Origin of the sequence: Oribacterium sp. oral taxon 078 str. F0262, assembly GCF_000160135.1 — a bacterium.
Classification (GTDB): Bacteria; Bacillota; Clostridia; order Lachnospirales; family Lachnospiraceae; genus Oribacterium.
In genome coordinates, this window is sequence record NZ_GG729933.1 from 48,769 (window position 1) to 73,417 (window position 24,649).

Here is a 24,649-nt window from a genome sequence, read left to right on the forward strand (position 1 = left end):
GTTTGGGAAGTAAAAGAAGAGCTGCGGGAGCTTCCGGGAGGGGAAGGAGCGCTATTTCAGAGTGAAGACATCGTCCTTTCCGAACCATTTCCGGGAGATCTCCGCCGTGCTTCCGTCCTTTTCCATCTCAAGAAGGACAGTCCTCACACTTTGCGCGAGCTCGTCCTCTCCCTTTCGGAAGCCGATCCCGTACTCCTCCGCGGAGAGGGTGTCGGAGAGGATCCTCATCTTCTCCTCGGAGCCAGGATTCTTCTTCTCCGAGTTTGTGATCTGGTAGCCCGCGACGACGGAATCCATGCATACGGCATCGCAGGCACCGGACTGGAGATCCATCAGAGCGGTATTATAGTCCGCGACCTCCGTGAGGGAGGAGAAGGATTCCTTCAGCTTTTTATTTTCTTCCTCCTTCAGGGCGTCCAGTCCGGAGGAGTCCTTCTGAACCTCGACGGCCTTTCCGGAAAGGTCCGCGAGCGTCTCGATGCCGGAATTATCCTTTACGACAAAGACCTGCTCATTTGCCATATAGGGGCCGACCCAGCTGTACTTGTCCTCCCGCCCCTGCATGGAGAAGCCGTTCCAGATGCAGTCGATATTGCCCGAGGAAAGCTCCATATCCTTTGCGTCCCAGTTGATCGGCTGGGGGACAAATTCGAGCCCCAGGCGCTTTGCGACCTCCTCCGCGAGCTCCAGGTCATAGCCCTGGTAGCCGCCCTTATCATCGACGAAGCCCATCGGCGGGAATTCCTGATCGAAGCCGACGGTGAACTTTCCGCTCGGCGTCTTCACGCTCCCCTCCTTGCTTACGCTCTTCTCCGCCTCGCCTTTTTCCGCCTGGGAAGAGCCTTCGGAGCTCTTCTCCCCGGCCTTCTCCGTCACCTTTTCCGTTCCCTGCATCGTCGCCTTTTCGGAGCTCTCTCCTCCGCAGCCGCTGAGCAGTGCGGCCGCCGCGATCGCTGCGATTCCGATCCAAAGCTTTCTTTTCATAATACCCTCCATAATGATCTTTTTGAGATGTCCTCCCTGCGGAAGTGTTCCCCCTGCCTCGCAGGATCCGCGGCTTTTGCTGTTATTCTCTTTTCTGCCGCGCTGAAGTGAGGCGGGAAGCCGGATTTCTGCCGCTGTCAAGGATTCCTTCCGACATTAGTTTAGTGTGATAACACGTTACCATGCTAAACTAATGCTGTCAAGACTTTTCTTTTCTCATTCTTGCGGTTTTGTGCATATTTCCTTATAATATAATAATAAAAAAGATCGGGCGGAGGAGAGGCAGTCTTTCCGTCACGGTGCGGTTTTGCCTGCGCGGCAGGCGGAAGGAGTATTATGAAAAAGAGAATTCTTTCGGCAATGATGGCGCTTTTCATGGCGGCGTCTCTCGCGTCCTGCGGAGGCTCCGCGGCGGAGAGCACAAAGGCCGCCTCCGAGGGGACAAAGGAAGAGTCCCAAAAGGAAGAGAAGGGGAGCAGCGCGGCGGAGGAGAAGGGCGAGAGCAAGGAGAAAAAGGCCGATGCCTCCGGCCTTAAGGTCGGGATCGTGACAGACGTCGGCGGTGTCAATGACGGATCCTTCAACCAGTCGGCCTGGGAGGGCCTCCAGAGGGCGGAGAAGGAGCTCGGTGTGCAGGCGAAGTACCAGGAATCGCACACAGATGCGGATTATAAGCCGAATATCGAGAACTTCGTGGACGAGGACTATGATCTCATCATCTGCATCGGCTATGCGCTTGCGGATGCGCTGAAGGAGGAGTCCGCGGCACATCCGGATGTGAAGTTTGCGATCGTGGACGACGCTTCTTTAGCGGATGCGAAAAATGTGACCTCTCTCATGTTTGAGCAGGCGCAGGTCTCCTATCTGGCCGGTTATGTGGCGGCAAAGACGACGAAGAAGAATACGATCGGGATCGTGCTCGGCATGGCGACGGATCTCATGCATCAGTTCGGATATGGCTATCTCGCCGGTGCGATCGACGCAAATCCCGGAATCAAGGTGCTCCAGACCAATGCGAATTCCTTCGCGGACACTGCCGCCGGAAAGACCGCGGCGAACAATATGGTCGCGCAGGGAGCGGATGTCATCTTCCAGGTGGCGGGCGGCACGGGACTCGGCGTCATCGACGGCTGCAAGGAGGCCGGAATCTGGGCGATCGGCGTGGACTCCGACCAGAGCTCTATCGCACCGAAGACGATCCTGACCTCCGCGATGAAGAGAGTGGACAATGCGGTCTTCGATGTCACAAAGGAGCTTTCGGAAGGGAAGCTGGAGCCGGGAGTCAAGACCTACGCGCTCGCGGATGAGGGTGTGGATCTCGCGCCGGTCACGGACAATATCGACCCGACCGTGCTCTCTGAGGTCGAGGAACTCAAGAAGAAGATCATCTCCGGGGAGATCACGGTCCCGAAGACAAAGGCGGAGTTCGAGGCAAAGTACGGCTCTGTCTACGAGCTGGACGACTAAGGAGCAGGGAGAGACAGAGGTTTAGCCGCCCGGCCTTCGGACGGAGGGAGCGAATGGGAAAAATGAGAGAAATCACGATGGAGAGGGTGGAGAAGACACGGGAGGAGATGCTTAAGACCGTGAAATCCCCAGTGCTCACGCATGAGCAGAAGGTCGCCGCGATGGCATCCCTCGCGGATTCCCTCCTGGAGGTGCTGAACATCCCGGAGGGGCTCTCCGAGCTCCTCGATGCACCGATCGAGACGCAGTGCATCTGCGATCTCTTTGAGGGGCACGCGCCGATGCGCCCCCGATACATCATCCCGGACTACGGGCGCTTTCTGAAGGAGGGCTCCTCCTTCCTGGAGCTCGGAGCGCCGGGAGATCTCTATGAGGCGATCAATGCGCTGGAGATTTTCTATAAGCATGTCCCCTCCGTCACGAATTATCCGGTCTATGTGGGGGCTTTGGACCGGCTTTTGGAGCCCTTTGTCTCTTCCATGGACGAGGAGGAGGCCTATCGGCTGATCCGGGCCTTCTTCATCCATATGGACCGGACGATCCTGGACTCCTTCTCCCACGGAAATATCGGCCCTGAGAGGACGAAGGCGGGAAGTCTCATCCTCCGCGCGATCGCGGAGACGAAGGACGCGGTCCCGAATATGACGATGAAGTATGACGCCTCCCTGACGGAGGATGCGTTTTTGCTGGAGGCGGTCCGCGCCGCTTTGGAGAGCGCAAAGCCGAGCTTTGCGAACGATGCGATGTTTCGCTCGGAGCTCGGGCCGGAGTATGTCATCGCATCCTGCTATAACGGCCTCCCCGAGGGAGGAGGCTCCTATACGCTCTGCCGCCTGATTCTCGGAAATATCGCAAAGCGCGCGAAGGGGATTGAGGACTTTCTCTCCCGGGAGCTTCCCTATGTGATGGATCTTCAGGCCCGCTATATGGATGAGCGGATCCGCTTCATCGTCGAGGAGTCCGGCTTCTTCGAGAACAATTTCCTCGCGAAGGAGGGCTTCATCCGAAGGGAGCGCTTTACGGCGATGTTCGGCCTTGTGGGACTCGCGGAGGCGGTCAATATCCTGCTCGAGAAAGAGGGGAAGAAGGGCCTTCGCTTCGGGCATTCCGAGGAGGCCGTGTCGCTCGGCGTCCGCATCATGGACACAATTTCCGCCTTTAACGAGGCGCACAGAAATCCCTACTGCGAGGTGAGCGGCGGGCATTTTCTCCTGCACGCGCAGGTCGGGATCTCCAGTGACATCGGTATCAGCCCCGGGACCAGGATTCCGATCGGGGAGGAGCCGGAGGAGCTCGTGGATCAGCTGGAGCTTCTGAGCCGCTTCCACCACTATTTTCCCTCCGGGACGGGAGATATCTTTCCGATTGAGCGGACGGTGCACCGGAATCCGGAATATATCATGGATATCATTAAGGGAGCCTTTCAGAAGAAGCTCCGCTACCTCTCCTTCTACTCCAGTGACTCCGATGTGATCCGGATCACCGGCTATCTCGTGAAGCGCTCGGAGATCAAAACTCTCGAGAAGGGCGGGAATGTGAAGCATGATACGACGGCGCTCGGCATGGGCGCAAAGCAAAATGGCCATATTCTGGAGAGGAGAGTCCGCTGATGAGGGCTCCGGTCAACCGGATTATCCCTTTCAGCGCAGTCGACGGGCCGGGAAACCGGACCGCCGTTTTTTTACAGGGCTGTAATTTTAACTGTAAGTACTGCCATAATCCGGAGACCCGGAAGCTGTGCATTCACTGCGGGGACTGCGTGGAGGACTGTCCGGGAGGAGCGCTGTATTTCTCTGATTCTCCTTTTCCTTCCGCATCCCGCCCTTTTCCGGGGGAAGAGAAACAAGAGTCTGCACGGACGGCGCCTGCATTATCCTCTTACCCTTTTTGGGGGGAAGAAAAAAGAGAGGGCATTTCGGAGGAGAGAGAGCGGGAAAGCCCCCATTCCGGGAGATGGGTGCTCTTTTCTCCGGAAAAGTGCATTGGCTGTGATCGCTGCATCCGGATATGCCGTCACGACGCGAGCCCGCGCATCCGCTGGATGAGTCCGGAGGAGCTCCTCCGGGAGCTGTCCAAAAATCGTCCCTTTATCCGGGGAGTGACGGTCTCCGGCGGAGAGTGCACCCTCTATCCGGCCTTCCTCCGGGAGCTCGCCGCCCTCCTTCTTTCGGAGGGCTTGGAGCTTTTGCTCGATTCGAATGGAAGCTATGATTTTTCGGAGGATCCCGCGGGACTGCTTCCGCTCCTCTCCGGTGTCATGCTGGATGTCAAGGCCTGGAAGAGAGAGGAGCATGAAAGAGTCACCGGAACGGGCAATGAGGATGTCCTCAGGAATCTGCGCTCTCTCCTGCAATGCGGCAAGCTCTATGAGCTTCGAACTGTGGTGGTGCCGGGGCTTTTCGACTATGAGGGCTGCATCCGGGAGTGCGCGAGGCTGCTCCGGCCCTACCCGGAGGTCCGCTATAAGATCATCGCCTTTCGGAAGAACGGCGTGAGAGCGGAATATCGGGATTTCGAGAGCCCGACGGAGGAGGAGATGTCCCGCCTCTTGGAAATCGCAAAAAGCGAGGGGGCGGTGAAGGTATTGACCCTGTAGGGAAGACGGGAAAGGGGGCAGGGGAGAAATATGGGAAGCAACATGGACGGGAAGACCGTGGTCATCGAGATGCGCGGCATCGTGAAGCGCTTCGGGGACTTCGTCGCAAACGATCATATCGATCTCACCCTTCACAAGGGGGAGGTTCTCGCGGTGCTCGGAGAGAACGGTGCGGGGAAATCCACGCTGATGAATGTGCTCTACGGCATGTACCGCCCGACGGAGGGCGTGATCCGGATCGAGGGAAAAGAGGTGGAGATCGACAGCCCGGAGAAGGCGATCGCGCTCGGTATCGGCATGGTGCACCAGCACTTTATGCTGATTCCTCCCTTTAGTGTGACGGAGAACATCGTGCTCGGTTCGGAGCCGAGGAAGGGGATCAGTGTGGACCTTGCGGGGGCGAGAAAAAAGATTTTGGAGCTCTCGGAGAGCTACAATCTGAAGGTCGATCCGGACGCGAAGATCGAGGACATCAGTGTCGGAATGCAGCAGAGGGTGGAGATCCTGAAGGTCCTCTACCGGGGGGCGAAGATCCTGATTCTGGATGAGCCGACGGCCTCCCTCACGCCTCAGGAGATCGACGAGCTCATGGAGATCATCCGAAGCCTCACGGCCGCCGGGAAATCCATCCTTTTAATCACGCATAAGCTGAAGGAAATCAAGGCGAGCTCGGATCACTGTATGATCATCCGGAGGGGAAAGTATATCGATACGGTGAAGGTCTCGGAGCACACGGAGGATGAGCTCGCATCGCTCATGGTGGGGCGGAAGGTCAGCCTCCGGGCGGAGAAGGAGGAGAGGAATCCGGGGGAGACGGTCCTCTCCGTAAAGGAGCTTCGGGCGAGGGACTACCGCGGCGCGGAGATCCTGAAGGGGCTCAGTCTCTCGATCCGAGGAGGAGAGATCCTGGGACTTGCCGGGATCGACGGAAACGGGCAGTCTCAGCTTGTGGAGATTCTCACCGGCCTCTCCAAGGCGGAGTCCGGCGAGGTGAGGATGGGGGGAGAAAACATCTTAAATCATACGCCGCGAGATACCTTCTTAAAGGGGGTTTCCAGCATCCCGGAGGACAGGCAGAAGCACGGACTGGTGCTCGACTTCACAGTGGCGGAGAATCTCATATTACAGAATTTCGGACAGAGGCCGTACTCGCATCGGGGGATCCTCAACAAGGGGGCGATCCGAAAGCATGCGGCGGAGCTGATCGAGCGCTTTGATATCCGTCCCTCAGGCTGCGAGGAGCGGCCCGCGGGACAGCTCTCCGGAGGGAATCAGCAAAAGGTCATCATCGCCAGAGAGGTGACAAATGACAAGGAGCTTCTGATCGCCTTTAATCCGACGAGAGGGCTCGATGTCGGCGCGATCGAGTTTGTGCACAGCTATCTCCTGGGACAGAGGAACAAGGGCCGCGCGATCCTTCTGGTCTCCTTCGAGCTGGAGGAAATCATGGGGCTCTCGGATCGGATCGCCGTCATCTTCGACGGAAGGATCGCGGGGGAGATGCCCGGGAAGGATGCGGACGAGTATCAGCTTGGTCTTTTGATGGCGGGAGGAAAAGCGGAATGAAAAGCGGAATGAAACAGAAAATTTTGAAAAGTCCGACGCTCTATACGCTTCTTTCCATCGCGCTCGGATTTTTGCTCGGCGCGATCCTCCTCTTTCTGATCGGCGTAAATCCTGCGGTGGCCTACGGGAAGCTCTGGAACGGGATCTTCGGAAAGCCGAAGTTCGTCGTCTACAGCATCGTCTATGCCGCACCGCTCATCTTTACGGGGCTCTCGGTCGCCTTCTCCTTCCGGACCGGTGTATTCAACATCGGGGCAGAGGGGCAGTATATTATGGGAAGCCTCGCAGCGCTTGTCGTGGGTCTCCTCGTCCCGCTCCCGGCGCCATTCCACGCGATCGTGTGCCTGCTTTCGGCGGCTCTTGCGGGAGGGCTCTGGGGCGCTCTCGCGGGTCTTCTCAAGGTGAAGAAGGGGATCAATGAGGTCCTCTCCTACATCATGCTGAACTGGATCGCCTTTTACTTCTCAAACTATGTGATCAACCAAAAGGCGATCCACACGGAGCAGGGGGCGGATGCCAGCAGGAATATCTTAAAGAGCGCAAGCATCCGCATGCCGGAGTTCTTCTCGCGCCTGAGCGGCTGTACGGATATTCACTGGGGCATCGTGCTCGCGCTCCTTGCGGCTCTCCTCATCTGGTTTATCATGGCGAAGACGAGCTTCGGCTATCAGCTCCGCGCAGTGGGCTATTCCCGCTCGGCGGCGGAATACGCCGGCATCGATTCGAAGAAAGTCTTCCTCCTCTCAATGGGGATCTCCGGAATGCTGGCGGCGCTCGGCGGTGCGGTGCAGGTCCTCGGCATGGCGGAGCGGATCGCCCAGTTCGCCTCACAGGAGGGCTATGGCTTCCAGGGGATCACGGTGGCCCTGATCGGCGGGACGAATCCGATCGGATGCATCTTCTCGGGACTTTTCTACGGGGCCATGAAGTACGGAGGGAATAAGCTGACCGTCGTGAATGTCCCGACGGAGGTCGTAAATATCATCATGGGGACGATCATCATCTTCATTGCGATCACCCCGTCGGTCCGCACGGTGCTCCTGAGGGCCGTCAGAGGGGAGGGAGGGAAATAAGTATGCTGCTCACCTATCTCGGACTTTTGATCAATGCGATGCTCATCTCCACGCCGCCGCTCCTCCTCGCGGGACTCGGCTCCTGCTTCTCGGAGAGATCCGGCGTCGTAAATATCGGCATCGAGGGAATGATGACGATCGGCGCCTTCGTCGGCGCCCTCGCCGCCTACTATACGAGCAACGGCTGGATCGGCTTCCTCTGCGGAGGGCTCGCGGGGGCGCTCCTCGGCCTGATCCACGCCGCGGCCTGCATCAGTCTGCATGCGGACCAGACCATCGCGGGCACGGCGATCAACTTCATCGGCCCCGGCTGCGCGGTGTTTTTGTGCAAGGCGATCTTTGAGAACTCCTCCGACAGCCCGGCGCTCGATACAGCGGCGAAGCTTCCGAAGATGTTCGTCGGAGTCTTTCCGGCGGGCTCCTTCGCCTACAATGTGATTTCGACCTATTCCGTGGCCTATCTCAGCTTCCTTCTCGTCCTCCTTCTCTGGTTCGTCTTTTTCAAAACGCGCTACGGGATGCGGCTCCGGGCCGTCGGAGAGCACCCGGAGGCCTGCGCGACGCTCGGGATCAATGTCTACCGGATCCGCTATACCGCGGTTATCCTCTCGGGCTTTCTCGCGGGGCTGGGGGGAGCGTTCGTGACGCTTGCGACGGTCTCGCAGTTCCGCCCCTCCGTCATCGTGGGGCAGGGCTTCATCGCGATCGCGGCGGTGATCTTCGGGAAGTTCACACCGCAGGGGACCCTCCTCGGCTGCCTGATCTTCGGGCTCTGCAACGGGCTCCGCTCTCTTCTTGGCGGCTCGAACCTGATCTCACCGCACCTTCTCTCCATGATCCCCTATGTCGTGACGCTGCTCACCCTGATCCTCTTCGTGGGGGCGGGACATGTCCCGGCCGCAAACGGAAAGCCCTATCTGAGATCAAAATGATTCTGTAATATCTCAGGGCCCGTCCTCCGCTCCCCGCTTTCCCGGAAAGAGGCGGAGGCTTCCATTCCAAAGAGAAGGGAGCGAAGAGGGATGCATCAGGAGAGGGGGAAGGAGATGGAGGCAGAAGGAATGGACGAAGGGAAGGAGATCGATTCAAATGGACTGGAAGAAGCTTTTGAAACCGCAGTACCTCATCCTTTCTCTCTATGTGATCGCGACTGCACTGCTCCTTTATATCGGAAGCAAGCTGGTGGATCACTTCGGGGATCTTCTGAAATCGGCGGAGGGGATTTTCGGCTGGCTCCTCATCGTCCTAAAGCCCCTTGCGCTCGGCTTCTCCTTCGCCTATCTTCTGAGTCCGGTGGTGGAATTTTGGGAGAAGAGACTTAAGGAGATCCTCCCGGAGAGAAGAAGCGCAGGGGAAAAGAAGGGGAAGGGAAGAGGGGAGCGGAGAGGATGCCGGCCTGCCGCACTCCTCTTAACCTTCCTCCTTGTGATCCTTTCCGTCACATTGCTTTTGTCCCTTTTGGTCTCCGCGCTCACAAGCAGCGTGCAGCTTGCTGACATGGATAATCTCTGGGAGATGGCCTCCGGCTTTGCCGCCGCCGTAAACGGTTTCTACCAGGATATCCTGCAGAAGCTCTCAAAGCTCCCGGTCGGGGGGAGCGACTTCAGTCAATATCTGCAGGATGGGGTCGGGACGGGACTGTCCTTCCTCCAGGGCTTTTTGCAGGGGATTCTGTCGACCTTCGGGAATGTGGGCTCCTTCCTCTCAAGCTTTGTCTTCGCTCTGATCTTTTGCATCTACTTTCTCCTGGACGGGGAAAATATCGCCCGCTATTGGGGGAGAGCCTTCCGCCTCCTCTTCGGTGAGCGGATCTTCCGCCTTCTCGGCGTCTTTCTCTCGGATGCGGACCGGGCCTTCTCTGGCTATATCCGCGGGCAGATCATCGACGCCGTCATCATGATGGTCCTGGTCAGTGCCGTCCTGGCTCTGGTCGGCGTGAAATACGCCCTCATTATCGGAATCCTCACGGGGATCGGGAATCTGATCCCCTATACCGGACCCCTGGTCGCCTATGGCTCGACTCTCCTGATCTGCCTCCTCTACGGAGATTACCGGAGACTTTTGATCGCGCTCCCCCTCCTCTTTGTGATCCAGACCCTGGATGGAAATATCATAAATCCGAAGCTTTTAAGCGACAGCGTGAATGTACACCCGCTCCTTGTCATCGCCTCTCTTTTGATCGGAGGCGCGGCGGGCGGCTTCCTGGGCATGCTGATCGCGGTCCCCGTCGGGAGCCTTTTAAAGATTCAGTTTGACCGCCTGCTCCGCTATAAGGAGGGAAAAAGCTGCTCTGCTGCGGGAGATCCTGTCTCCTGAGAAATTCGAAAGCATCAAAAATCGGCCGGGAAGAGCATAGCTTCCGTCAAGAAAAGCGGCAAAGAGCGCGCAGAAAGCGCGCAAAAAGAGGGAGCTCCCCGGTCCGGGAGTTCCCTCTTAGAGAATCCGTTTAATTGTCGCTTGCGTCGGCCTCTGAGAGCGTAAAGGTGAAGCGCTTCTTGATCTCTTCATCGGAGGCGAGGTACTCGTCGTAGCTCGTCAGCTTATCGATCAGCTTTCCGTCGATGATCTCCATGATCCGATTCGCCGTGGTCTCTACCACCTGGTGATCCCGGGAGGAAAAGAGGAGGACGCCCGGGAAATTCTTTAAGCCGTCATTCAGGGCAGAGATCGCCTCCATATCGAGGTGATCCGTCGGCTCATCCAAAAGGAGAACATTCGCCCCGGAGATCATGAGCTTTGAAAGCATACAGCGGACTCTCTCTCCTCCGGAGAGCACATTCAGCTTCTTCACGCCGTCATCTCCCTTAAAGAGCATGCGGCCGAGATAGCCCCGGACGTACTGGGTATCCTTGTCCGGGCTGTACTGCGTCAGCCATTCGACGATCGTGTCCTCGGACTGAAACTCCCTGCTGTTGTCCTTCGGGAAGTAGGACTGACTGGTCGTGAGTCCCCACTTGTAGTCCCCCGAATCCGCCTCCATCTCTCCGGAGAGGATCTGCATGAGCACGGTCTTTGCGAGCTCGTTCGGGCCGACGAGAGCGACCTTGTCCGTCCGGTTTAGGTTGAAGCTGATATTGTCCAGCACCTTTACGCCGTTTATGCTCTTTGTGAGGTTTTTTACCTCCAGGACATCATTTCCGATTTCGCGGTTTGGCTTAAACTGGATATAGGGGTACTGGCGGGAGGAGGGCTTGATGTCCTCGAGCTCGATCTTTTCGAGGGCGCGCTTCCGGGAGGTCGCCTGCTTGGATTTCGAGGCGTTTGCGGAGAAGCGCTGGATGAATTCCTGCAATTCCTTGATCTTCTCCTCCTTCTTCCGGTTCGCCTCCTTTTGCTGGCGGACGATGAGCTGGGAGGACTCAAACCAGAAATCATAGTTTCCCGCAAAGAGCGTGATCTTCCCGTAGTCGATATCCGCGATGCCCGTGCAGACCTTATTCAGGAAGTAGCGGTCGTGGGAGACGACGATGACAGTGTTCTCGAAGCCGATGAGGAAGTCCTCCAGCCATTCGATGGAGTTCAGGTCGAGGTGGTTCGTCGGCTCGTCGAGGAGGAGAATGTCGGGATTTCCGAAGAGTGCCTTTGCGAGGAGGACCTTGACCTTCTCGGAGCCCTTTAAGGAGGACATCAGCTCGCGGTGGAGAGGTGTTCCGATCCCGAGGCCGTTTAAAAGGGTCTCTGCGTCCGTCTCCGCGTTCCAGCCGTCCATCTGGGCGAACTCTCCCTCGAGCTCCGCCGCGCGGATGCCGTCCTCATCGGAGAAATCGGGCTTTTGATAGAGGGCATCCTTTTCCTTCATAATCTCATAGAGGCGGGAATTTCCCATGATGACCGTCTCGATCACAGGATAGGCGTCGTACTTGAACTGATCCTGCTCCAGGACGGACAGGCGCTGCCCCGGCGTCACGATGATCTCCCCGGAGCCCGGCTCCAGCGCGCCGGAGAGGATCTTTAAAAAGGTGGACTTTCCCGCGCCGTTTGCGCCGATTACCCCGTAGCAGTTTCCCTCGGTAAACTTGATATTGACATCCTCAAAGAGTGCCTTCTTTCCCACTCTGTAGGTTACATTGCTTGCAGCGATCATCTTATCTTCCCAGCTCTCCCTTTCTTTTCTTTTCCTGAAATATTTCCCTTGCTTCGCTTTTCCATCTGCGGATCATGATTTCCGCGGGGCTTGTGTTTTTCGGAGCTTCGCCGTGCAGCGGCATGGGATTTCGCGAAGCACATCATTCCGCAAGGATCATAATTCCGATTTCTTACAGATCATGTTCCTGTGTAAATCATGATTCCGGTGTCATAAAGTTCCTCTTCCTCTTTCGTGCAGGCACGTCGCGGAGAAGGACTTTCTTCGCGGAGCATGATTTCCGCGAAGATCATGTTCTTACAGGAACAATGATTCCCGCGTGGCTTCGCGGCTCGGCCGCTCCCGCCCCGCGCCCCTCATTCGCATTCCCGCGTGGCTTCGCCCCGCTGCATGCTCATGAGAGGGACTTTCTTCGCAGAGCATGATTCCCGCGAAGATCATGTTCTTACAGGAACAATGATTCCCGCGTGGCTTTGCGGCCCGGGCCGCTCCCGCCCCGCGCCCTTCATTCGCATTCCCGCGTGGCTTCGCCCCGCTGCATGCTCATGAAGGGGGCGTGTCATAAAGTTCCTTCTCCCCTCTCGTGCAAGCACGTCGCGGAGAAGGAACTTTCGACACTACTGGAATCATTGTATCGGAGATTCTGGGGGATGTCAAAGGGCTCTCGGGCATTGAAAAAATACGGGATTTTGCTACAATAGGGGGCGTTCTTTGAGGAGGGGGATCTGTGGTGAAAAAGGAGCTTGAATTCTTCCATATAGGGGATTCTCTGGGCGGGAATCAGGACTGGTGTCTGGACCATATGATGCAGCTTGGCGGCTGTGCGGCCGTCACGGCCTGCGACTGTTCCATTTACTTTGCGCTTCGCCGCGGCCATCGCGCGCTCTATCCCGGAGATCCGGAGCGGATCGATCGGGACCGTTATCTCTATTTCACGGAGGAGATGAAGCATTATCTTCATCCGCGCTGGAGCGGGATCGATAAGCTCTCCCTCTTTGCGAAGGGCTATCAGAAATATCTGGAGGACCGGGGGGAGCATGGGATCGGGATCGAAGCCCTGGAGGGGAGCAGCGATCCGGAGGAGGCAAAGAAGGCGGTTCTCCGTCAGATCGATGCGTCTCTTCCCGTCCCCTGTCTCATCTTAAATCACAAAGATCCGGCGCTGGAGGACTATGTCTGGCACTGGTTCCTTTTGATCGGCTGCCGCTATCAGGGGGAGGATCCGCTTTCAGAGGAGGCGGACTTTTCCGTCCTCACACTCACTTACTCTGAGGCGAAATGGGTGAAGCTCGACGCGCTGTGGGAGACCGGCTATTCGCCTCGGGGAGGGCTTATCCTCTTTCAGGAGAACAAAGAGGATATTCTCACTCCGACTGCTGCGGTAAGCGGCGCGGAAACGATTTAAGGGGACCAGAGCTTGAGGCGCCCGCCATTCTCCAATTCCAGAAATCGGGAATGGCGGCACTTCCGGATGCCTGGGAAGATGCTCCCGGCACATATCTTCGAAGCAGCGTAGAATTTATATACTTACGAGTTGACAACTTATGAGTATCTTATTTTTCTTCGCGCCAAAGGCCAGCGGATGGCTTGAGCCGATCGGAGCAATGCTGGCGGAGGCAGCCGTTGATCTCCTGAATGAATTCGGGAATCGGGCATTCATCCCCATTGCGCTTATGGAAGAGCTCATTCTTGAGATTTCCAAAGAGGCCGCGTTATTTCTGCGGAGTCTATGACGGTAAGACAATGCAAAGAATCATTGGAAGAGAGGGCCGATTCAGGAAGATTCTGATGAATTGGCCCTGTTTTTTGAGTGGAGATTCTGCGCAAGGAATATAAGCCGTAAGGCTTCATAAGTGCTTTCACTAAAAAAGGGTCTATAGATATAAGCCTTTAAACGGAAAAAATTGAAAAATACAATCCCATCCTGGAGCTCAACTGCTCTCATCTTCGACTTCCATCTTCCCTCCAAGATTTCTTTTGCAGACATGCCATTCATAAATTTCGCATGAGAATTTGGGGGAAGGATATTTTTTTTGCGAAGATATATCAGAACGGAAAGAAAGAGATGTGGAAAAAAGTAGAGAAACAGGGCAGAAAACTCGTAAAACAAAATCAACAAAAGTGTAGACAGGAAAGAACTTTTATGTAGATGCATATCAAACAACTGCATGATAGGGAAAAGAACTGCGACATAAAAAGGGACAATTTTTTTCATGAGCTTTCGCATAGGAACTTGATCCCCGGCTTTTATGAGAAAGCGTTTAAATTCCCGACTGAAGAAAATTGCTTCTATTTCCTTTTTTTCCATCTTTTTCTTCCTGCGATCTAAGGCCCGAATACTCTTCGTTGGAATAGGTGCTTTTGAAAGATAGAAATAAAATCACTCGCCATCTTTCACCGCTTATAGAATACCTCTTAGAGATGTAAATAGATAGTTTTTTGATATGGTCCGTATACTATGACAAGAGAAAATTTCTGATGCGCTGGTATCTTTCATTGCTTACCATGGGTTTATAAAGCAGGAGTTCAAGCCTTTTAGAACTGTAAATAACAATCCCATCCTCATATTCTTTGACCGAGAGATCTTTCAACCAGGCTTTGCCCAGGATTTCTTCCTTCGTAAGGGAAGAAAAGATATTCTTTTTGAGAGGATTCGGCTTTCTAAAGCGGCTTAATGAAAAAGCAATAATAGGAGTGAAGTATACTGCGGGCAGGGCGATGCACAGCAAGATAAAATTAAAAATCAGATCAGACAGCTGATACCATTGGATCTTAAAAAAATAAAGTGTCTTCATAAAAAGGAGCAGAAAGCCAATCAGCTGGATCTTGAACACGACCGATCTTTGATAAATGCCGGTGGCCCAAAAAACTTTCAGATAAAATTTTTTAAATCCCCAGGTACGTGTATAAGCTTCCCACTGAATAGAGGATTCACTGTTTTTTCTTTCCATGATTTTTCTTCCTAATCTTTCTGCTTTTGGGAAAAACCTGTCGATCGGACTGGGAGAAAGAGCTTCTTTTTTCATGGCTTCACCACTTATACAGAATAGAAGCATTCGTCACTCTTCGTTATTGATATAATACCCCCCAAAGAGGGAAAGGGATAGTATTTTTCGGAAAAATATAATTTCAGTCTTTTCTTCGTTCGTTTCTGATTCTGTGGACAGCTTCTTAATTTAACCATTGAGAAAGGAGAGAAAGAAGACAAAGGAGACTTTATGGTTGACAGGGAGAGAGCTGCGAAGGCTGCGGAGGCACTCGGAAATTATCGCCGGACCGATGAAGAGAAATATTTTGAGGACTTGTCGCGCTGTTATGAAGCCTTGCTCAGAAAGTTGACGAGAAAGCTATGCTATAAGATCCTTCGCATCAGCTCCATCCTTTTTGCCCCCGGGACTGCATTCCCGGCCCGCGAAGGACGGACTTCGACGTTTTGTATAGGAGGAGCTTAAAAATATAGTAAGTATATCCGTCAATTATTTGACTATTCGCTATCGACAAGGGGGAAGCTTTGCACTATAATAAAAAATATAACGGATTCATCGGAGAATAGAGTTTATAATTTGTAGAAAAGAGAAACTTTGTTTGATTGAGAATCCATTTCAGACCGGGATGCCAGAACCCATCCTCGGGAATTTTCGGTAAAGGAGGCAGAAACATGGAATTGAAGACACCGTTGTATGATGCGCATGTGAAGGCCGGAGGGAAGATCGTGCCCTTTGCGGGCTTCCTGCTCCCCGTGCAGTACGAGACGGGTGTGATCAAGGAGCACATGGCGGTCCGCGAGAAGGCAGGACTTTTTGATGTCTCCCATATGGGAGAGGTGCTCTGTCAGGGCCCGGATGCGCTCGCAAATCTGCAGAAGCTCCTCACCAATAACTTTGACAATATGGTGGACGGACAGGCGAGATACAGTCTGATGTGCAATGAAAAGGGAGGCTGCGTCGATGATCTGATCGTCTATAAGAGAGGGGAGAACGACTACTTTATCGTCGTGAATGCCGCGAATCAGGACAAGGATTTTCAGTGGATGCTGGATCATCAGTTCGGAGATGCGAAATTCACCAATGTCTCGAAGGATTATGCCCAGATCGCCCTCCAGGGACCGAAAGCGATGGAGATCCTTAGGAAGCTCACGACCGAGGACAATATCCCGAAGAAGTATTACCACGCGGTCTTCAACGCTGAGGTCGCGGGGATGCCCTGCATCGTCTCGAAGACCGGCTACACCGGAGAGGACGGCGTAGAGCTCTACCTCGAGAATCAGTACGCGGAGAAGATGTGGGACAAGCTCCTTGAGGCCGGGAAGGAAGAGGGACTGATCCCCTGCGGACTCGGTGCGAGAGATACGCTCCGGATGGAGGCCGCGATGCCGCTCTACGGGCATGAGATGAACGATGAGATCACTCCTCTTGAGACAGGACTCAACTTTGCGGTGAAGATGGACAAGCCCGACTTCATCGGAAAGGCGGCGATCGAGGCGAAGGGAGAGCCGAAGATCAAGAGAGTGGGACTCAAGGTGACGGGAAGAGGAGTCATCCGCGAGGCAGAGGATGTGCTTGCCGACGGAAAGGTCGTCGGACATACGACCTCCGGAACGCACTGCCCCTTCCTGGGCTATCCGGTCGCGATGGCTCTGGTGGATCCGAAATACTCTGAGGTAGGACAGAAGCTCGAGGTCTCGGTCAGAGGACGGTCGGTGGAGGCAGAGGTCGTACCGCTCCCCTTCTATAAGAGAGCAAAAAAATAAGAAGGAAGAAGAGCGAAGTAAACGGGAAGGATGAAGTAAACAGAAAGGATATCGAAGCGTTTCGCTTCGTTTCATGGGAAAGTGCATCACAGGCGGCAGGGCCGCCGTCATTTTAAGGAGGAGAATGCTATGTCAGTGAAGGAAGGACTGCTGTACACGAAGTCTCATGAGTGGGTGAAGGAGGAGGGCGATGTCTGGGTAGTCGGACTGAGTGACTATGCGCAGTCTGAGCTCGGTGATCTTGTGTTTGTGAATCTTCCCGAGGAGGGAGATGAGGTGAAGGTCGGAGAGTCCTTCTCCGAGGTCGAGTCCGTGAAGGCAGTGTCGGATGTCTACTCTCCGCTCTCCGGAGTGGTCTGCGGAGTGAACGAGGAGGTTCTGGATAATCCGGCCAGCATCAACGGCGCGCCCTATGATTCCTGGATGATCCGGGTGAAGGATGTCTCCGATAAGGCAGAGCTCATGGATGCGGCGGCGTACGAGGCGTACCTGAAGACCCTCGCCTGACGGGCGATTTTGAGAAAGGCGGTAGAATCAATGGGAAAATACGTTCCCAATACAGAGGCGGAGCAGAAGGCGATGCTCTCGGAAATTGGTTTTTCTTCCTTTGATGAGCTCTTCGCGCATGTTCCGGAGGAAGTGAAGCTGAAGAAAGAGCTGGACATCCCCTCCGGCCTCTCGGAGCTTGAGGTCAGGCGGGATATGACGAAGCTCGCGGAAAAGAATAAGATCTTCCCGCTCATCTTCCGAGGCGCCGGGGCCTACCGGCATTTTATTCCGTCCATCGTAAAGAGTGTGATCTCAAAGGAGAATTTCCTGACCTCCTATACACCCTATCAGGCGGAGACCAGCCAGGGCGTCCTGCAGTCGATCTTCGAGTACCAGACGATGATCTGCGATCTCACCGGCATGGATGTCTCGAACGCATCGGTCTATGACGGGGCGACGGCGGCCGCAGAGGCGGTTGCGATGTGCAGAGAGCGGAAGCGGAAGAAGGCTCTGGTCTCCTCGCTCATGCAGCCGGATACGCTGGAGACGGTCAAGACCTACTGCCATGGAAACGGCATGGAGCTTGAATTCATCCCGGAGAAGGACGGTCTGACAGATATAGATTACCTGAAGGCGCATCTGGATCCCAGCATCGCCTGCGTACTCATCCAGCACCCGAATTTCTACGGGAATCTGGAGCCGGCGCGGCAGATCGCGGATCTCAGCCATGAGGCCGGTGCGAAGTACATCATGAGCGTGAATCCGATCTCGCTCGGTATCTTAAAGTCCCCGAAAGAGTACGGCGCGGATGTCGCGGTCGGAGACGGACAGCCCCTGGGGCTCTCGCTCGCCTTCGGCGGACCGTATCTCGGATTTATGGCCTGCCTGGACAAGATCAAGAGAAATCTGCCGGGCCGTATCGTCGGACAGACCAATGACAAGGAAGGCAGAATCGGCTATGTGCTCACACTGCAGGCGAGAGAGCAGCATATCCGGAGAGAGAAGGCCTCCAGCAACATCTGCTCCAATCAGGCGCTCTGCGCGCTCGCTGTCGCGGTCTATCTCTCGGCAGTGGGGAAGCAGGGTCTGAGACAGGCCGCGGAGCTTTCGACCGCGAAGGCCCATTATATGGCGAAGGAGCTGGAGAAGATCGGCTTCCGGCCGGCCTACAAGGCGGATTTCTTCCATGAGTTTGTGACGGTCTCTGAGACCCCGTCGGAGAAGGCGCTCGCCGCTCTGGAGAAGCAGGGGATCCTCGGCGGCTATCCGCTGGATGAGAAGAGAATTCTCTGGTGCTGTACCGAGGTGAACGACAAGCGCGGCATCGACGAGGCAGTGCAGATCCTGAAGGAGGTGAAGTGATGCTTATTTTCGAAAAAAGCAGAGCCGGCAGAGGCTGTACGCTGTTCCCTCCCTGTGACGTAGAGCCGGCAGCGGTGCCGGAGAAGGATAAGAGGGAGCTGGAACTCCACCTCCCGGAGCTCTCGGAGACGGAGATCAGCAGACATTATACGGAGCTTGCGAAGAAGGCCCGCGGCGTAAACGACGGCTTCTATCCGCTTGGCTCCTGCACGATGAAGTATAATCCGAAGATCGATGAGGATATGGCGGCGCTCCCGGGCTTCACCGAGATCCATCCGCTGCAGCCCATCAGCACGGTCCAGGGCTGTCTCGAGGTCATCCAGACCGCCGAGAAGTATCTCTGCGAGATCACCGGGATGGACAGCATGACTTTGCAGCCGGCCGCCGGTGCCCACGGAGAGTTTACGGGCATCATGCTCATTAAGGCTTACCATGAGAGCCGGAACGACAGCAAGCGGAAGAAGATCATCATCCCGGACTCCGCGCACGGCACGAATCCCGCCAGTGCGACGATGGCGGACTTTTCCGTGGTCTCCGTGCCCTCCGGGCCGGATGGCTGTGTCGATCTGGAGAAGCTGAAGGAGGTGCTCGGGGACGATATCGCGGGCCTTATGCTCACGAATCCGAACACGGTCGGTCTTTTCGATAAGAACATCCTGGAGATCACGAAGCTGGTTCACGACTGCGGCGGCCTGAACTACTACGACGGGGCGAATCTGAACGCGGTCATGGGCGTCGTGAAGCCGGGCGACATGGGCTTCGACGTCATCCACCTGAATCTCCATAAGACCTTCTCCACCCCGCACGGCGGCGGAGGACCCGGAAGCGGAGCGGTGGGCTGCAAGGCCTTCCTCGCGGACTTCCTGCCCTCTCTCATGGTGGTGGGAGAGAAGGAGAAGCACTTCGAGAAGCCGAAGAAAAGCATCGGCGAGATGAAGAACTTCTACGGGAACTTCCTGGTCGTCGTCCGCGCGCTGGCTTATATCAAGACTCTCGGAAAAGAGGGAGTCCCCGAGGCCTGCCACAATGCGGTTCTGAACGCGAACTACATGATGGACAAGCTGAAGGATATCTATACCATGGCCTACGACGAGGTCTGCATGCATGAGTTCGTCATGAGTCTCGAGGATCTCAAGCACAAGACCGGCGTATCCGCGATGGATATCGCAAAGGCGCTGCTCGACAACGGGATGCATCCGCCAACAATGTATTTCCCGCTGATCGTGCATGAGGCTCTGATGATCGAGCCCACGGAGACAGAGTCCAAGGATACCCTGGACGACGCCATCCGTGTCTACCGGATGCTCTATGAGGAGGCGCAGAAGAACCCGGAGAAGCTTCACGAGGCACCTGTCACGATGCCGGTCGGAAGGCTGGATGAGGTGAAGGCGGCGAGGGAACCGGTCCTTCGCTACGAGTGGAAGTAGGATTCCATAGGATGATTCAGCGCGGACATGGGCCCTCGGGTCCATGTCCGAATCAGTATAGCGGGCAGGCAGGAAGGGAAAACATGGAAAATAATTTTGACCTGATTATCATCGGGGCGGGGCCGGGCGGTTATGTGGCCGCTGTCAAGGCAGCGCAGCTTGGGATGAAGACATTGGTGGTGGAAAAGGACCGGGCGGGCGGAACCTGCCTGAATCGGGGCTGCATCCCGACGAAGGCGATGCTCCATGCGAGCGAGCTCTTCCGGGAGATGAAGAGCGGGGAGGAGTTCGGGATTTTCGCGAAGGAGCTTTGTTTCGACTACGGGAGGATGCTCTCCTACCGGCAGGATGTCGTGGACAAGCTCTGCGGCGGAGTGGAGCAGCTTTTTAAGGCAAACGGCGTCTCCTATATCAAGGGCTCCGCTGTGCTGGAGAAGGACAGCTCCGTCAGCGTCACGGAGGAGGGGGAGAAGAAGAGCTTCCGGGCGAAGCATGTCCTCCTCGCCGCGGGCTCCCGCCCGGCCTTGATCCCCGTGCCCGGGATCGAGCAGGAGGGTGTCCTGACAAGCGATGAGCTCTTTCAGCTCACGGAGCTTCCGAAGAGCCTCGTGATTATCGGAGGCGGAGTGATCGGGGTGGAGTTTGCCTCGGTATTTTCCTCGCTCGGCGTGAAGGTGACGATACTCGAGGTCCTGCCCTCGATCCTCGCCAATATGGACAAGGACTTCGCACAGAACCTGAAGCTCATCCTGAAAAAGCGCGGCGTGGATATCCATACCGGAGTCTCCGTCACGAAGATCGAGAAGGGTGCGGAGGGGATGAGCTGCTCCTATACGGAGAAGGATGCGGAGCAGAGGATTTCCGCGCAGTATGTGCTCTGTGCGGCCGGGAGAAGGCCGAATACGGAGGGGCTCTTCGGGGAGGGCGTCTCGATCGCCCTCGAGAGAGGACGGGTCGTCGTCGATGAGCATTTCCGGACCTCGATGGAGGGAGTCTATGCGATCGGGGATCTTATAAAGGGGATGCAGCTTGCCCACCTTGCGAGCGCGCAGGGAATCTGCCTTGTGGAGGAGCTCGCCGGGAAGGAGAGGAGCATCGACCTCTCCGTCGTGCCGGCCTGTGTCTACACGGACCCCGAGATCGCTTCCATCGGCCTCACAGAGGCGCAGGCAAAGGAGCAGGGGCTTTCGTTCTCCGTCGGAAAATTCATGATGAGCGCGAACGGAAAATCGCTGATCTCGAAGGAGGAGCGGGGCTTTATCAAGATCCTCGCGGAGAAGGAGAGCGGCGCAGTGCTCGGGGCGCAGATGATGTGTGCGAGAGCGACGGACATGATCGGGGAGTTCGGAGGCGCGGTCGCAAACCGCTTCACGGTCCCTGCGCTTCTCCGGGCCATGCGGGCACACCCCACCTACAATGAGGCGGTCGGAGAGGCCTTGGAGGAGGTTTTCGGCTCCTCCATCCACTCGGCGCCGAAGAAACGATAGAGAGAACGGAGAAGACTCCGCCCGGAAGACCTTCCGGGCGGGGAGGAGCCGGGGAAGCCGGCGGCCCCGGAAAACGGCAGAGGAGAGGGAAGGAAGAGAGAAAATATGATCGCATATCAAAGTGTCTCGACAGATCCCTTTTTCAATCTCTCGCTGGAGGAGCTTCTTTTTCAGAGGTTCCGGGACGAGGATGCGGTCATAGTCTATCGGGATGCCCCGGCAGTTGTCGCGGGCTGCTATCAGAATATCGCGGCGGAGGTCGACGCCGTCTCTCTTTTCCGAAGGGGCATTCCGATGCTCCGACGGATCAGCGGCGGCGGGACCGTCTACCACGATCTTGGGAATATCAATTACAGCATGCTTTTCCGGAGGGAGGGCTTTGTCTCCTACGAGGATTTTCTCACGCCGGTAATCGCGGCGCTAGGCCGCCTGGGTATCCCGGCGGAGAGGAGGCGTTCCTGCGATATCGCGCTTTTTGGGAAGAAGATCTCCGGGAGCGCACAGAAGGTATCGGGAGGGAGAGTGCTCCACCACGGGACGCTTCTCTTCGATTCGGAGCTCTCGCTCCTCGATGAGATCACGACCGGGAGGAAGAGCGGAAGCTTTTGCTCCAAGGCCTCAGAGTCCGCCATCTGTACTGTGACCAGCATCAGGCGGGAAGGGCTCTGGGGAGATGCTTCCGCGGAGGAGTTCGCGGAGGCGCTGCTCTCCGAGCTTTCGGGAGAGGGAGCGGTGCGCTTTACGCCGGACGAGGGCATGCTTTCTGAGATAGAGAGACTTTCCGAAGAAAAATACAGGAGCTGGGACTGGACCTGGGGGAAGACGCCGGGCTTTCATTTCGAGCGGGAGGGGAGCTTCCGGGGGGATAAGGTCCGGATCTCCTACAGCGCGAGAAGGGGCATCGTAGAGGAGTTTTCCCTTCGCTCGCCTGCCCTGGATGAAGAGGAGGCGAGAGCCCTTTTCGAGGGAAGCCGCTTCGGCCCGGAGAGCTTTTCGGAGCTTGCGGGGAGGCTTGCCGGGGAGGACGGAGAGGAGCTTCTCCGTCTCCTGCTCTAGTGCTTTTGCCTTCTTGTTTTTTGTCTGTCCGGTACAGTGCATTCCCGTTTTCTCCGCTGCTCCCGGCGAAGAGGAGACCTGCCTCCATACCGTGGAAAGACCCTGTGGCGGCGGAGGGCTTGGGATCGGGAGGGGAAGCGGCAGGGCGGCAGAAAGAGCCTTTCGTTTGGAATTAGGAGAAGAGGAGAGCAGATATGGAGAAGAAACTTGTGGTACCGAAGCTCAGACCGGAGATGGAGGATGCGGTGCTCTGCGCCTGGCTGAAGGAGGATGGCGACAGCGTGGAGGCCGGGGAGCCGGTCTATGAGATCGAGACCGACAAGGTCGTGGTGCAGGTAGAGGCGAGCTGCGGGGGTGTCCTAAAAAAACGGCTCTGCGAGGAAGGGGATACCGTAAAGGCAGAGCAGGCTGTTGCCGTCATCGAAGAGCGCTGAGGAAGGGAAAGATGGAGAGATGGAGAGGAAACCGGATTGGCTGAAGGTAAAGTATAATCAGGAGGCGATCAGCGAAGTCGCGGAGCTTATGCGGGATCTCAGGCTGAATACGGTCTGCCGCGAGGCAAACTGCCCGAATCTCGGGGAGTGCTATCGAAGGCACACGGCGACCTTTATGATCCTCGGGAGCATATGCACCAGGAACTGCCGATTTTGTAATGTCTGTACGGGACGTCCGGCCCCTCCGGACCCGGAGGAGCCGGAAAATGTGGCCAGGGCCTCCGCCAAGCTTCATCTGAAGCACGTCGTCCTGACCTGCTCCACGAGGGATGATCTTCCGGACGGGGGAGCGGAGCAGTTTGCGAAGACGGTCCGGGCGATCCGGAGGCTCTGCCCCGGGACCACGGTCGAGACCCTGATTTCCGACATGAAGGGCGATCCGGCTTCCCTGGATATCGTGCTCTCCGAGAGTCCGGATGTCCTGAATCACAATGTCGAGACGGTGAAGGAGCTCCAGAAGGCGGTGAGACCGCAGGCGGCCTACGAGAGATCCCTCGGCGTGCTGCGCTACTGCAAGGAGAAGCAGCCGAAGATCCGGGTGAAGACCGGATTCATGGTGGGACTCGGAGAGACGGAGGAGCAGATCGGGCGCCTTATGGACGATGTCTTGGAGACGGGCTGCGATATTCTGACGATCGGGCAGTATCTTCAGCCCTCGCCCGCCCACTACCCCGTATCCCGCTATGCGACGCCGGAGGACTTCCGCCGCTATAAGGAGCTCGCGCTTTCGAAGGGCTTCCGCTATGTCGCCTCCGCGCCGCTTGCGAGAAGCTCTTACCGGGCGATCGAGGCCCTGGAGGATGTACATGGTATATATTGAGACAGGATCGACGGATGTCTACTACAATTTCGGCTGTGAATATTATTTTGCGTCGGAGAAGAAATTTGAGGACACGGTCTTCCTCTTCTGGAGGACGGAGCCGACCCTGATGCTCGGAAAGTACCAGAATGTGGCGGAGGAGATCAACCTTCCCTATGCGAAAGAGCGGGGGATGCACATCGTCCGGAGGATGAGCGGAGGCGGGACGATCTACACGGATCTCGGGGGCTGGCAGTTCACCTTCATTGACCGCCTGCGCGAAAATGAGATCGAATTTCAGCGCTATATCGGGCCGGTGATCGCGGCGCTTGGGAGCTTCGGCGTGGAGGCCTCCTTCAACGGGCGGAATGATCTTTGCATCGGGAGCAGGAAGATCTCCGGAAATGCGCAGTACCGGCTGGGGGACAGCATGATTCACCACGGCTCCCTTCTCTTCGATACGGATATCGAGAGCATGGTGCGCGCTACGACGGTGGACAGCTATAAGATCTTCTCGAAGAGCATTAAGTCCGTGCGGGAGAGGGTCTGCAATATCCGGGAGATGCTGCCGGAGAGCGCAGCCTCCCTCAGCGCGCCGGAGTTCAAGGAGGCCATGATTTCCGCTATTTTGTCCGGGAGCGGAAAGGAAGAGCGCTATGTGCTCACGGAGGAGGACCGGGAGAGGATCGAGGCCCTCGCCGGGGAGAAGTTCAACAACTGGGAGAGCATCTACGGGAAGAATCCCAGCTTCAATATCGAAAAAAGCGGGAGATTCGCGGGGGGAAAGGTCGTCTTTCGCCTGAAGGTTGTCCACGGCAGGATCGAGTCGGCCGCGGTCTTTGGAGATTTTTTCAGCACGATGGACGCCTCGGAGCTCTGCGGGGCACTCTGCGGGGTGAGCTTCGACCGTGAGTCCGTTCTCCGGGCACTGCGGGAGCACGGCGCGGAGGGCGCAGTCTACCGGATCAGTGCCTCAGAGCTCGCCGGACTGATCGCGGACTAGGAGAGGTAGATC

General features: G+C 56.4%; 21 protein-coding genes. 17 read left to right on the forward strand and 4 right to left on the reverse strand.

What is annotated here, in order from left to right; translation table 11 throughout:
• Positions 1–51: 51 nt before the first annotated feature.
• Positions 52–984, reverse strand: coding sequence for an amino acid ABC transporter substrate-binding protein (locus GCWU000341_RS00230; RefSeq protein ID WP_040653082.1), 933 nt, complete (start codon positions 982–984; stop codon positions 52–54).
• A 336-nt stretch (positions 985–1,320) separates the two neighbouring features.
• Between GCWU000341_RS00230 and GCWU000341_RS00235 the strand changes: the two genes are divergently transcribed.
• The 7 genes from GCWU000341_RS00235 to GCWU000341_RS00265 all read left to right on the forward strand — a co-directional run bounded on the left by GCWU000341_RS00235 (position 1,321) and on the right by GCWU000341_RS00265 (position 10,002).
• On the forward strand, positions 1,321–2,451 hold the full coding sequence (locus GCWU000341_RS00235) for a BMP family lipoprotein (RefSeq protein WP_009213566.1): 1,131 nt from the start codon (positions 1,321–1,323) through the stop codon (positions 2,449–2,451).
• Between the two features lie 53 nt (positions 2,452–2,504).
• Positions 2,505–4,061 carry a YjjI family glycine radical enzyme gene (locus tag GCWU000341_RS00240; protein ID WP_009213567.1) on the forward strand — a complete coding sequence of 519 codons (1,557 nt, stop codon included), beginning with the start codon at positions 2,505–2,507 and terminating at the stop codon, positions 4,059–4,061.
• Positions 4,061–5,047 (forward strand): radical SAM protein, encoded by a 987-nt coding sequence (locus GCWU000341_RS00245; protein ID WP_040652781.1) that lies wholly within the window; start codon positions 4,061–4,063, stop codon positions 5,045–5,047. The genes GCWU000341_RS00240 and GCWU000341_RS00245 overlap by 1 nt, the downstream gene beginning before the upstream one ends.
• Positions 5,048–5,077: 30 nt before the next feature.
• A complete protein-coding gene (locus GCWU000341_RS00250; RefSeq protein WP_009213569.1) occupies positions 5,078–6,613 on the forward strand; it encodes an ABC transporter ATP-binding protein in 1,536 nt (511 codons plus the stop codon).
• Complete coding sequence (locus tag GCWU000341_RS00255; protein ID WP_009213570.1) at positions 6,610–7,686, forward strand: ABC transporter permease; 1,077 nt, start codon at positions 6,610–6,612, stop codon at positions 7,684–7,686. Before GCWU000341_RS00250 ends, GCWU000341_RS00255 begins: the two co-directional genes overlap by 4 nt.
• Before the next feature lie 2 nt (positions 7,687–7,688).
• Positions 7,689–8,618: an ABC transporter permease gene (locus tag GCWU000341_RS00260; protein ID WP_009213571.1), complete on the forward strand. Its 930-nt coding sequence runs from the start codon at positions 7,689–7,691 to the stop codon at positions 8,616–8,618.
• A 157-nt stretch (positions 8,619–8,775) separates the two neighbouring features.
• Complete coding sequence (locus GCWU000341_RS00265; protein ID WP_009213572.1) at positions 8,776–10,002, forward strand: AI-2E family transporter; 1,227 nt, start codon at positions 8,776–8,778, stop codon at positions 10,000–10,002.
• A 130-nt stretch (positions 10,003–10,132) separates the two neighbouring features.
• On the opposite strand, the gene GCWU000341_RS00270 is transcribed toward GCWU000341_RS00265, so the two are convergent.
• Positions 10,133–11,770, reverse strand: coding sequence for an ABC-F family ATP-binding cassette domain-containing protein (locus GCWU000341_RS00270; protein WP_009213573.1), 1,638 nt, complete (start codon positions 11,768–11,770; stop codon positions 10,133–10,135).
• Positions 11,771–12,497: 727 nt separating this feature from the next.
• Between GCWU000341_RS00270 and GCWU000341_RS00275 the strand changes: the two genes are divergently transcribed.
• Entirely contained in the window at positions 12,498–13,175 is a 678-nt protein-coding gene (locus tag GCWU000341_RS00275) for a hypothetical protein (protein ID WP_009213578.1), read from the forward strand.
• Between the two features lie 369 nt (positions 13,176–13,544).
• Here the strand turns inward: GCWU000341_RS00275 and GCWU000341_RS00285 are convergent, their stop codons facing one another.
• Positions 13,545–14,078 (reverse strand): hypothetical protein, encoded by a 534-nt coding sequence (locus tag GCWU000341_RS00285; RefSeq protein WP_009213580.1) that lies wholly within the window; start codon positions 14,076–14,078, stop codon positions 13,545–13,547.
• A 148-nt stretch (positions 14,079–14,226) separates the two neighbouring features.
• Positions 14,227–14,826, reverse strand: a complete 600-nt coding sequence (locus tag GCWU000341_RS00290) for a hypothetical protein (protein ID WP_009213581.1) — start codon at positions 14,824–14,826, stop codon at positions 14,227–14,229.
• 602 nt (positions 14,827–15,428) lie between these two features.
• On the opposite strand from GCWU000341_RS00290, the gene gcvT reads away from it, so the two are divergent.
• From gcvT to GCWU000341_RS00340, 9 genes are all read left to right on the forward strand, one after another.
• Entirely contained in the window at positions 15,429–16,520 is a 1,092-nt protein-coding gene (gene gcvT / locus GCWU000341_RS00300; protein WP_009213585.1) for a glycine cleavage system aminomethyltransferase GcvT, read from the forward strand.
• Positions 16,521–16,649: 129 nt separating this feature from the next.
• A complete protein-coding gene (gcvH, locus tag GCWU000341_RS00305) occupies positions 16,650–17,027 on the forward strand; it encodes a glycine cleavage system protein GcvH (protein WP_009213586.1) in 378 nt (125 codons plus the stop codon).
• A 30-nt stretch (positions 17,028–17,057) separates the two neighbouring features.
• Positions 17,058–18,371, forward strand: a complete 1,314-nt coding sequence (gcvPA, locus tag GCWU000341_RS00310; RefSeq protein ID WP_009213587.1) for an aminomethyl-transferring glycine dehydrogenase subunit GcvPA — start codon at positions 17,058–17,060, stop codon at positions 18,369–18,371.
• A complete protein-coding gene (gene gcvPB, locus GCWU000341_RS00315) occupies positions 18,371–19,798 on the forward strand; it encodes an aminomethyl-transferring glycine dehydrogenase subunit GcvPB (protein WP_009213588.1) in 1,428 nt (475 codons plus the stop codon). Before gcvPA ends, gcvPB begins: the two co-directional genes overlap by 1 nt.
• A gap of 83 nt (positions 19,799–19,881) precedes the next feature.
• On the forward strand, positions 19,882–21,285 hold the full coding sequence (gene lpdA, locus GCWU000341_RS00320) for a dihydrolipoyl dehydrogenase (protein WP_009213589.1): 1,404 nt from the start codon (positions 19,882–19,884) through the stop codon (positions 21,283–21,285).
• A 105-nt stretch (positions 21,286–21,390) separates the two neighbouring features.
• A complete protein-coding gene (locus GCWU000341_RS00325) occupies positions 21,391–22,341 on the forward strand; it encodes a lipoate--protein ligase family protein (protein WP_009213590.1) in 951 nt (316 codons plus the stop codon).
• A gap of 194 nt (positions 22,342–22,535) precedes the next feature.
• Complete coding sequence (locus GCWU000341_RS00330) at positions 22,536–22,775, forward strand: lipoyl domain-containing protein (protein ID WP_009213591.1); 240 nt, start codon at positions 22,536–22,538, stop codon at positions 22,773–22,775.
• Between the two features lie 19 nt (positions 22,776–22,794).
• The gene (gene lipA / locus GCWU000341_RS00335) at positions 22,795–23,655 is read left to right on the forward strand and encodes a lipoyl synthase (protein WP_009213592.1); all 861 of its coding nucleotides are present in this window, start codon (positions 22,795–22,797) and stop codon (positions 23,653–23,655) included.
• Complete coding sequence (locus GCWU000341_RS00340; RefSeq protein ID WP_040652788.1) at positions 23,642–24,637, forward strand: lipoate--protein ligase; 996 nt, start codon at positions 23,642–23,644, stop codon at positions 24,635–24,637. Before lipA ends, GCWU000341_RS00340 begins: the two co-directional genes overlap by 14 nt.
• The last annotated feature ends 12 nt before the right edge of the window (positions 24,638–24,649 follow it).

Bases quoted from the DNA above. Each gene is read 5' to 3' on its own strand.
- lpdA (WP_009213589.1), top strand. From the start codon at position 19,882: ATGGAAAATAATTTTGACCTGATTATCATCGGGGCGGGGCCGGGCGGT.
- gcvH (WP_009213586.1), top strand. From the start codon at position 16,650: ATGTCAGTGAAGGAAGGACTGCTGTACACGAAGTCTCATGAGTGGGTG.
- GCWU000341_RS00265 (WP_009213572.1), top strand. From the start codon at position 8,776: ATGGACTGGAAGAAGCTTTTGAAACCGCAGTACCTCATCCTTTCTCTC.
- GCWU000341_RS00245 (WP_040652781.1), top strand. From the start codon at position 4,061: ATGAGGGCTCCGGTCAACCGGATTATCCCTTTCAGCGCAGTCGACGGG.
- gcvPB (WP_009213588.1), top strand. From the start codon at position 18,371: ATGCTTATTTTCGAAAAAAGCAGAGCCGGCAGAGGCTGTACGCTGTTC.
- gcvPA (WP_009213587.1), top strand. From the start codon at position 17,058: ATGGGAAAATACGTTCCCAATACAGAGGCGGAGCAGAAGGCGATGCTC.
- GCWU000341_RS00270 (WP_009213573.1), bottom strand. From the start codon at position 11,770: ATGATCGCTGCAAGCAATGTAACCTACAGAGTGGGAAAGAAGGCACTC.
- GCWU000341_RS00290 (WP_009213581.1), bottom strand. From the start codon at position 14,826: ATGCTTCTATTCTGTATAAGTGGTGAAGCCATGAAAAAAGAAGCTCTT.
- GCWU000341_RS00325 (WP_009213590.1), top strand. From the start codon at position 21,391: ATGATCGCATATCAAAGTGTCTCGACAGATCCCTTTTTCAATCTCTCG.
- lipA (WP_009213592.1), top strand. From the start codon at position 22,795: ATGGAGAGGAAACCGGATTGGCTGAAGGTAAAGTATAATCAGGAGGCG.
- GCWU000341_RS00340 (WP_040652788.1), top strand. From the start codon at position 23,642: ATGGTATATATTGAGACAGGATCGACGGATGTCTACTACAATTTCGGC.
- gcvT (WP_009213585.1), top strand. From the start codon at position 15,429: ATGGAATTGAAGACACCGTTGTATGATGCGCATGTGAAGGCCGGAGGG.
- GCWU000341_RS00330 (WP_009213591.1), top strand. From the start codon at position 22,536: ATGGAGAAGAAACTTGTGGTACCGAAGCTCAGACCGGAGATGGAGGAT.
- GCWU000341_RS00230 (WP_040653082.1), bottom strand. From the start codon at position 984: ATGAAAAGAAAGCTTTGGATCGGAATCGCAGCGATCGCGGCGGCCGCA.
- GCWU000341_RS00235 (WP_009213566.1), top strand. From the start codon at position 1,321: ATGAAAAAGAGAATTCTTTCGGCAATGATGGCGCTTTTCATGGCGGCG.
- GCWU000341_RS00260 (WP_009213571.1), top strand. From the start codon at position 7,689: ATGCTGCTCACCTATCTCGGACTTTTGATCAATGCGATGCTCATCTCC.
- GCWU000341_RS00240 (WP_009213567.1), top strand. From the start codon at position 2,505: ATGGGAAAAATGAGAGAAATCACGATGGAGAGGGTGGAGAAGACACGG.
- GCWU000341_RS00250 (WP_009213569.1), top strand. From the start codon at position 5,078: ATGGGAAGCAACATGGACGGGAAGACCGTGGTCATCGAGATGCGCGGC.
- GCWU000341_RS00285 (WP_009213580.1), bottom strand. From the start codon at position 14,078: ATGGAAAAAAAGGAAATAGAAGCAATTTTCTTCAGTCGGGAATTTAAA.
- GCWU000341_RS00255 (WP_009213570.1), top strand. From the start codon at position 6,610: ATGAAAAGCGGAATGAAACAGAAAATTTTGAAAAGTCCGACGCTCTAT.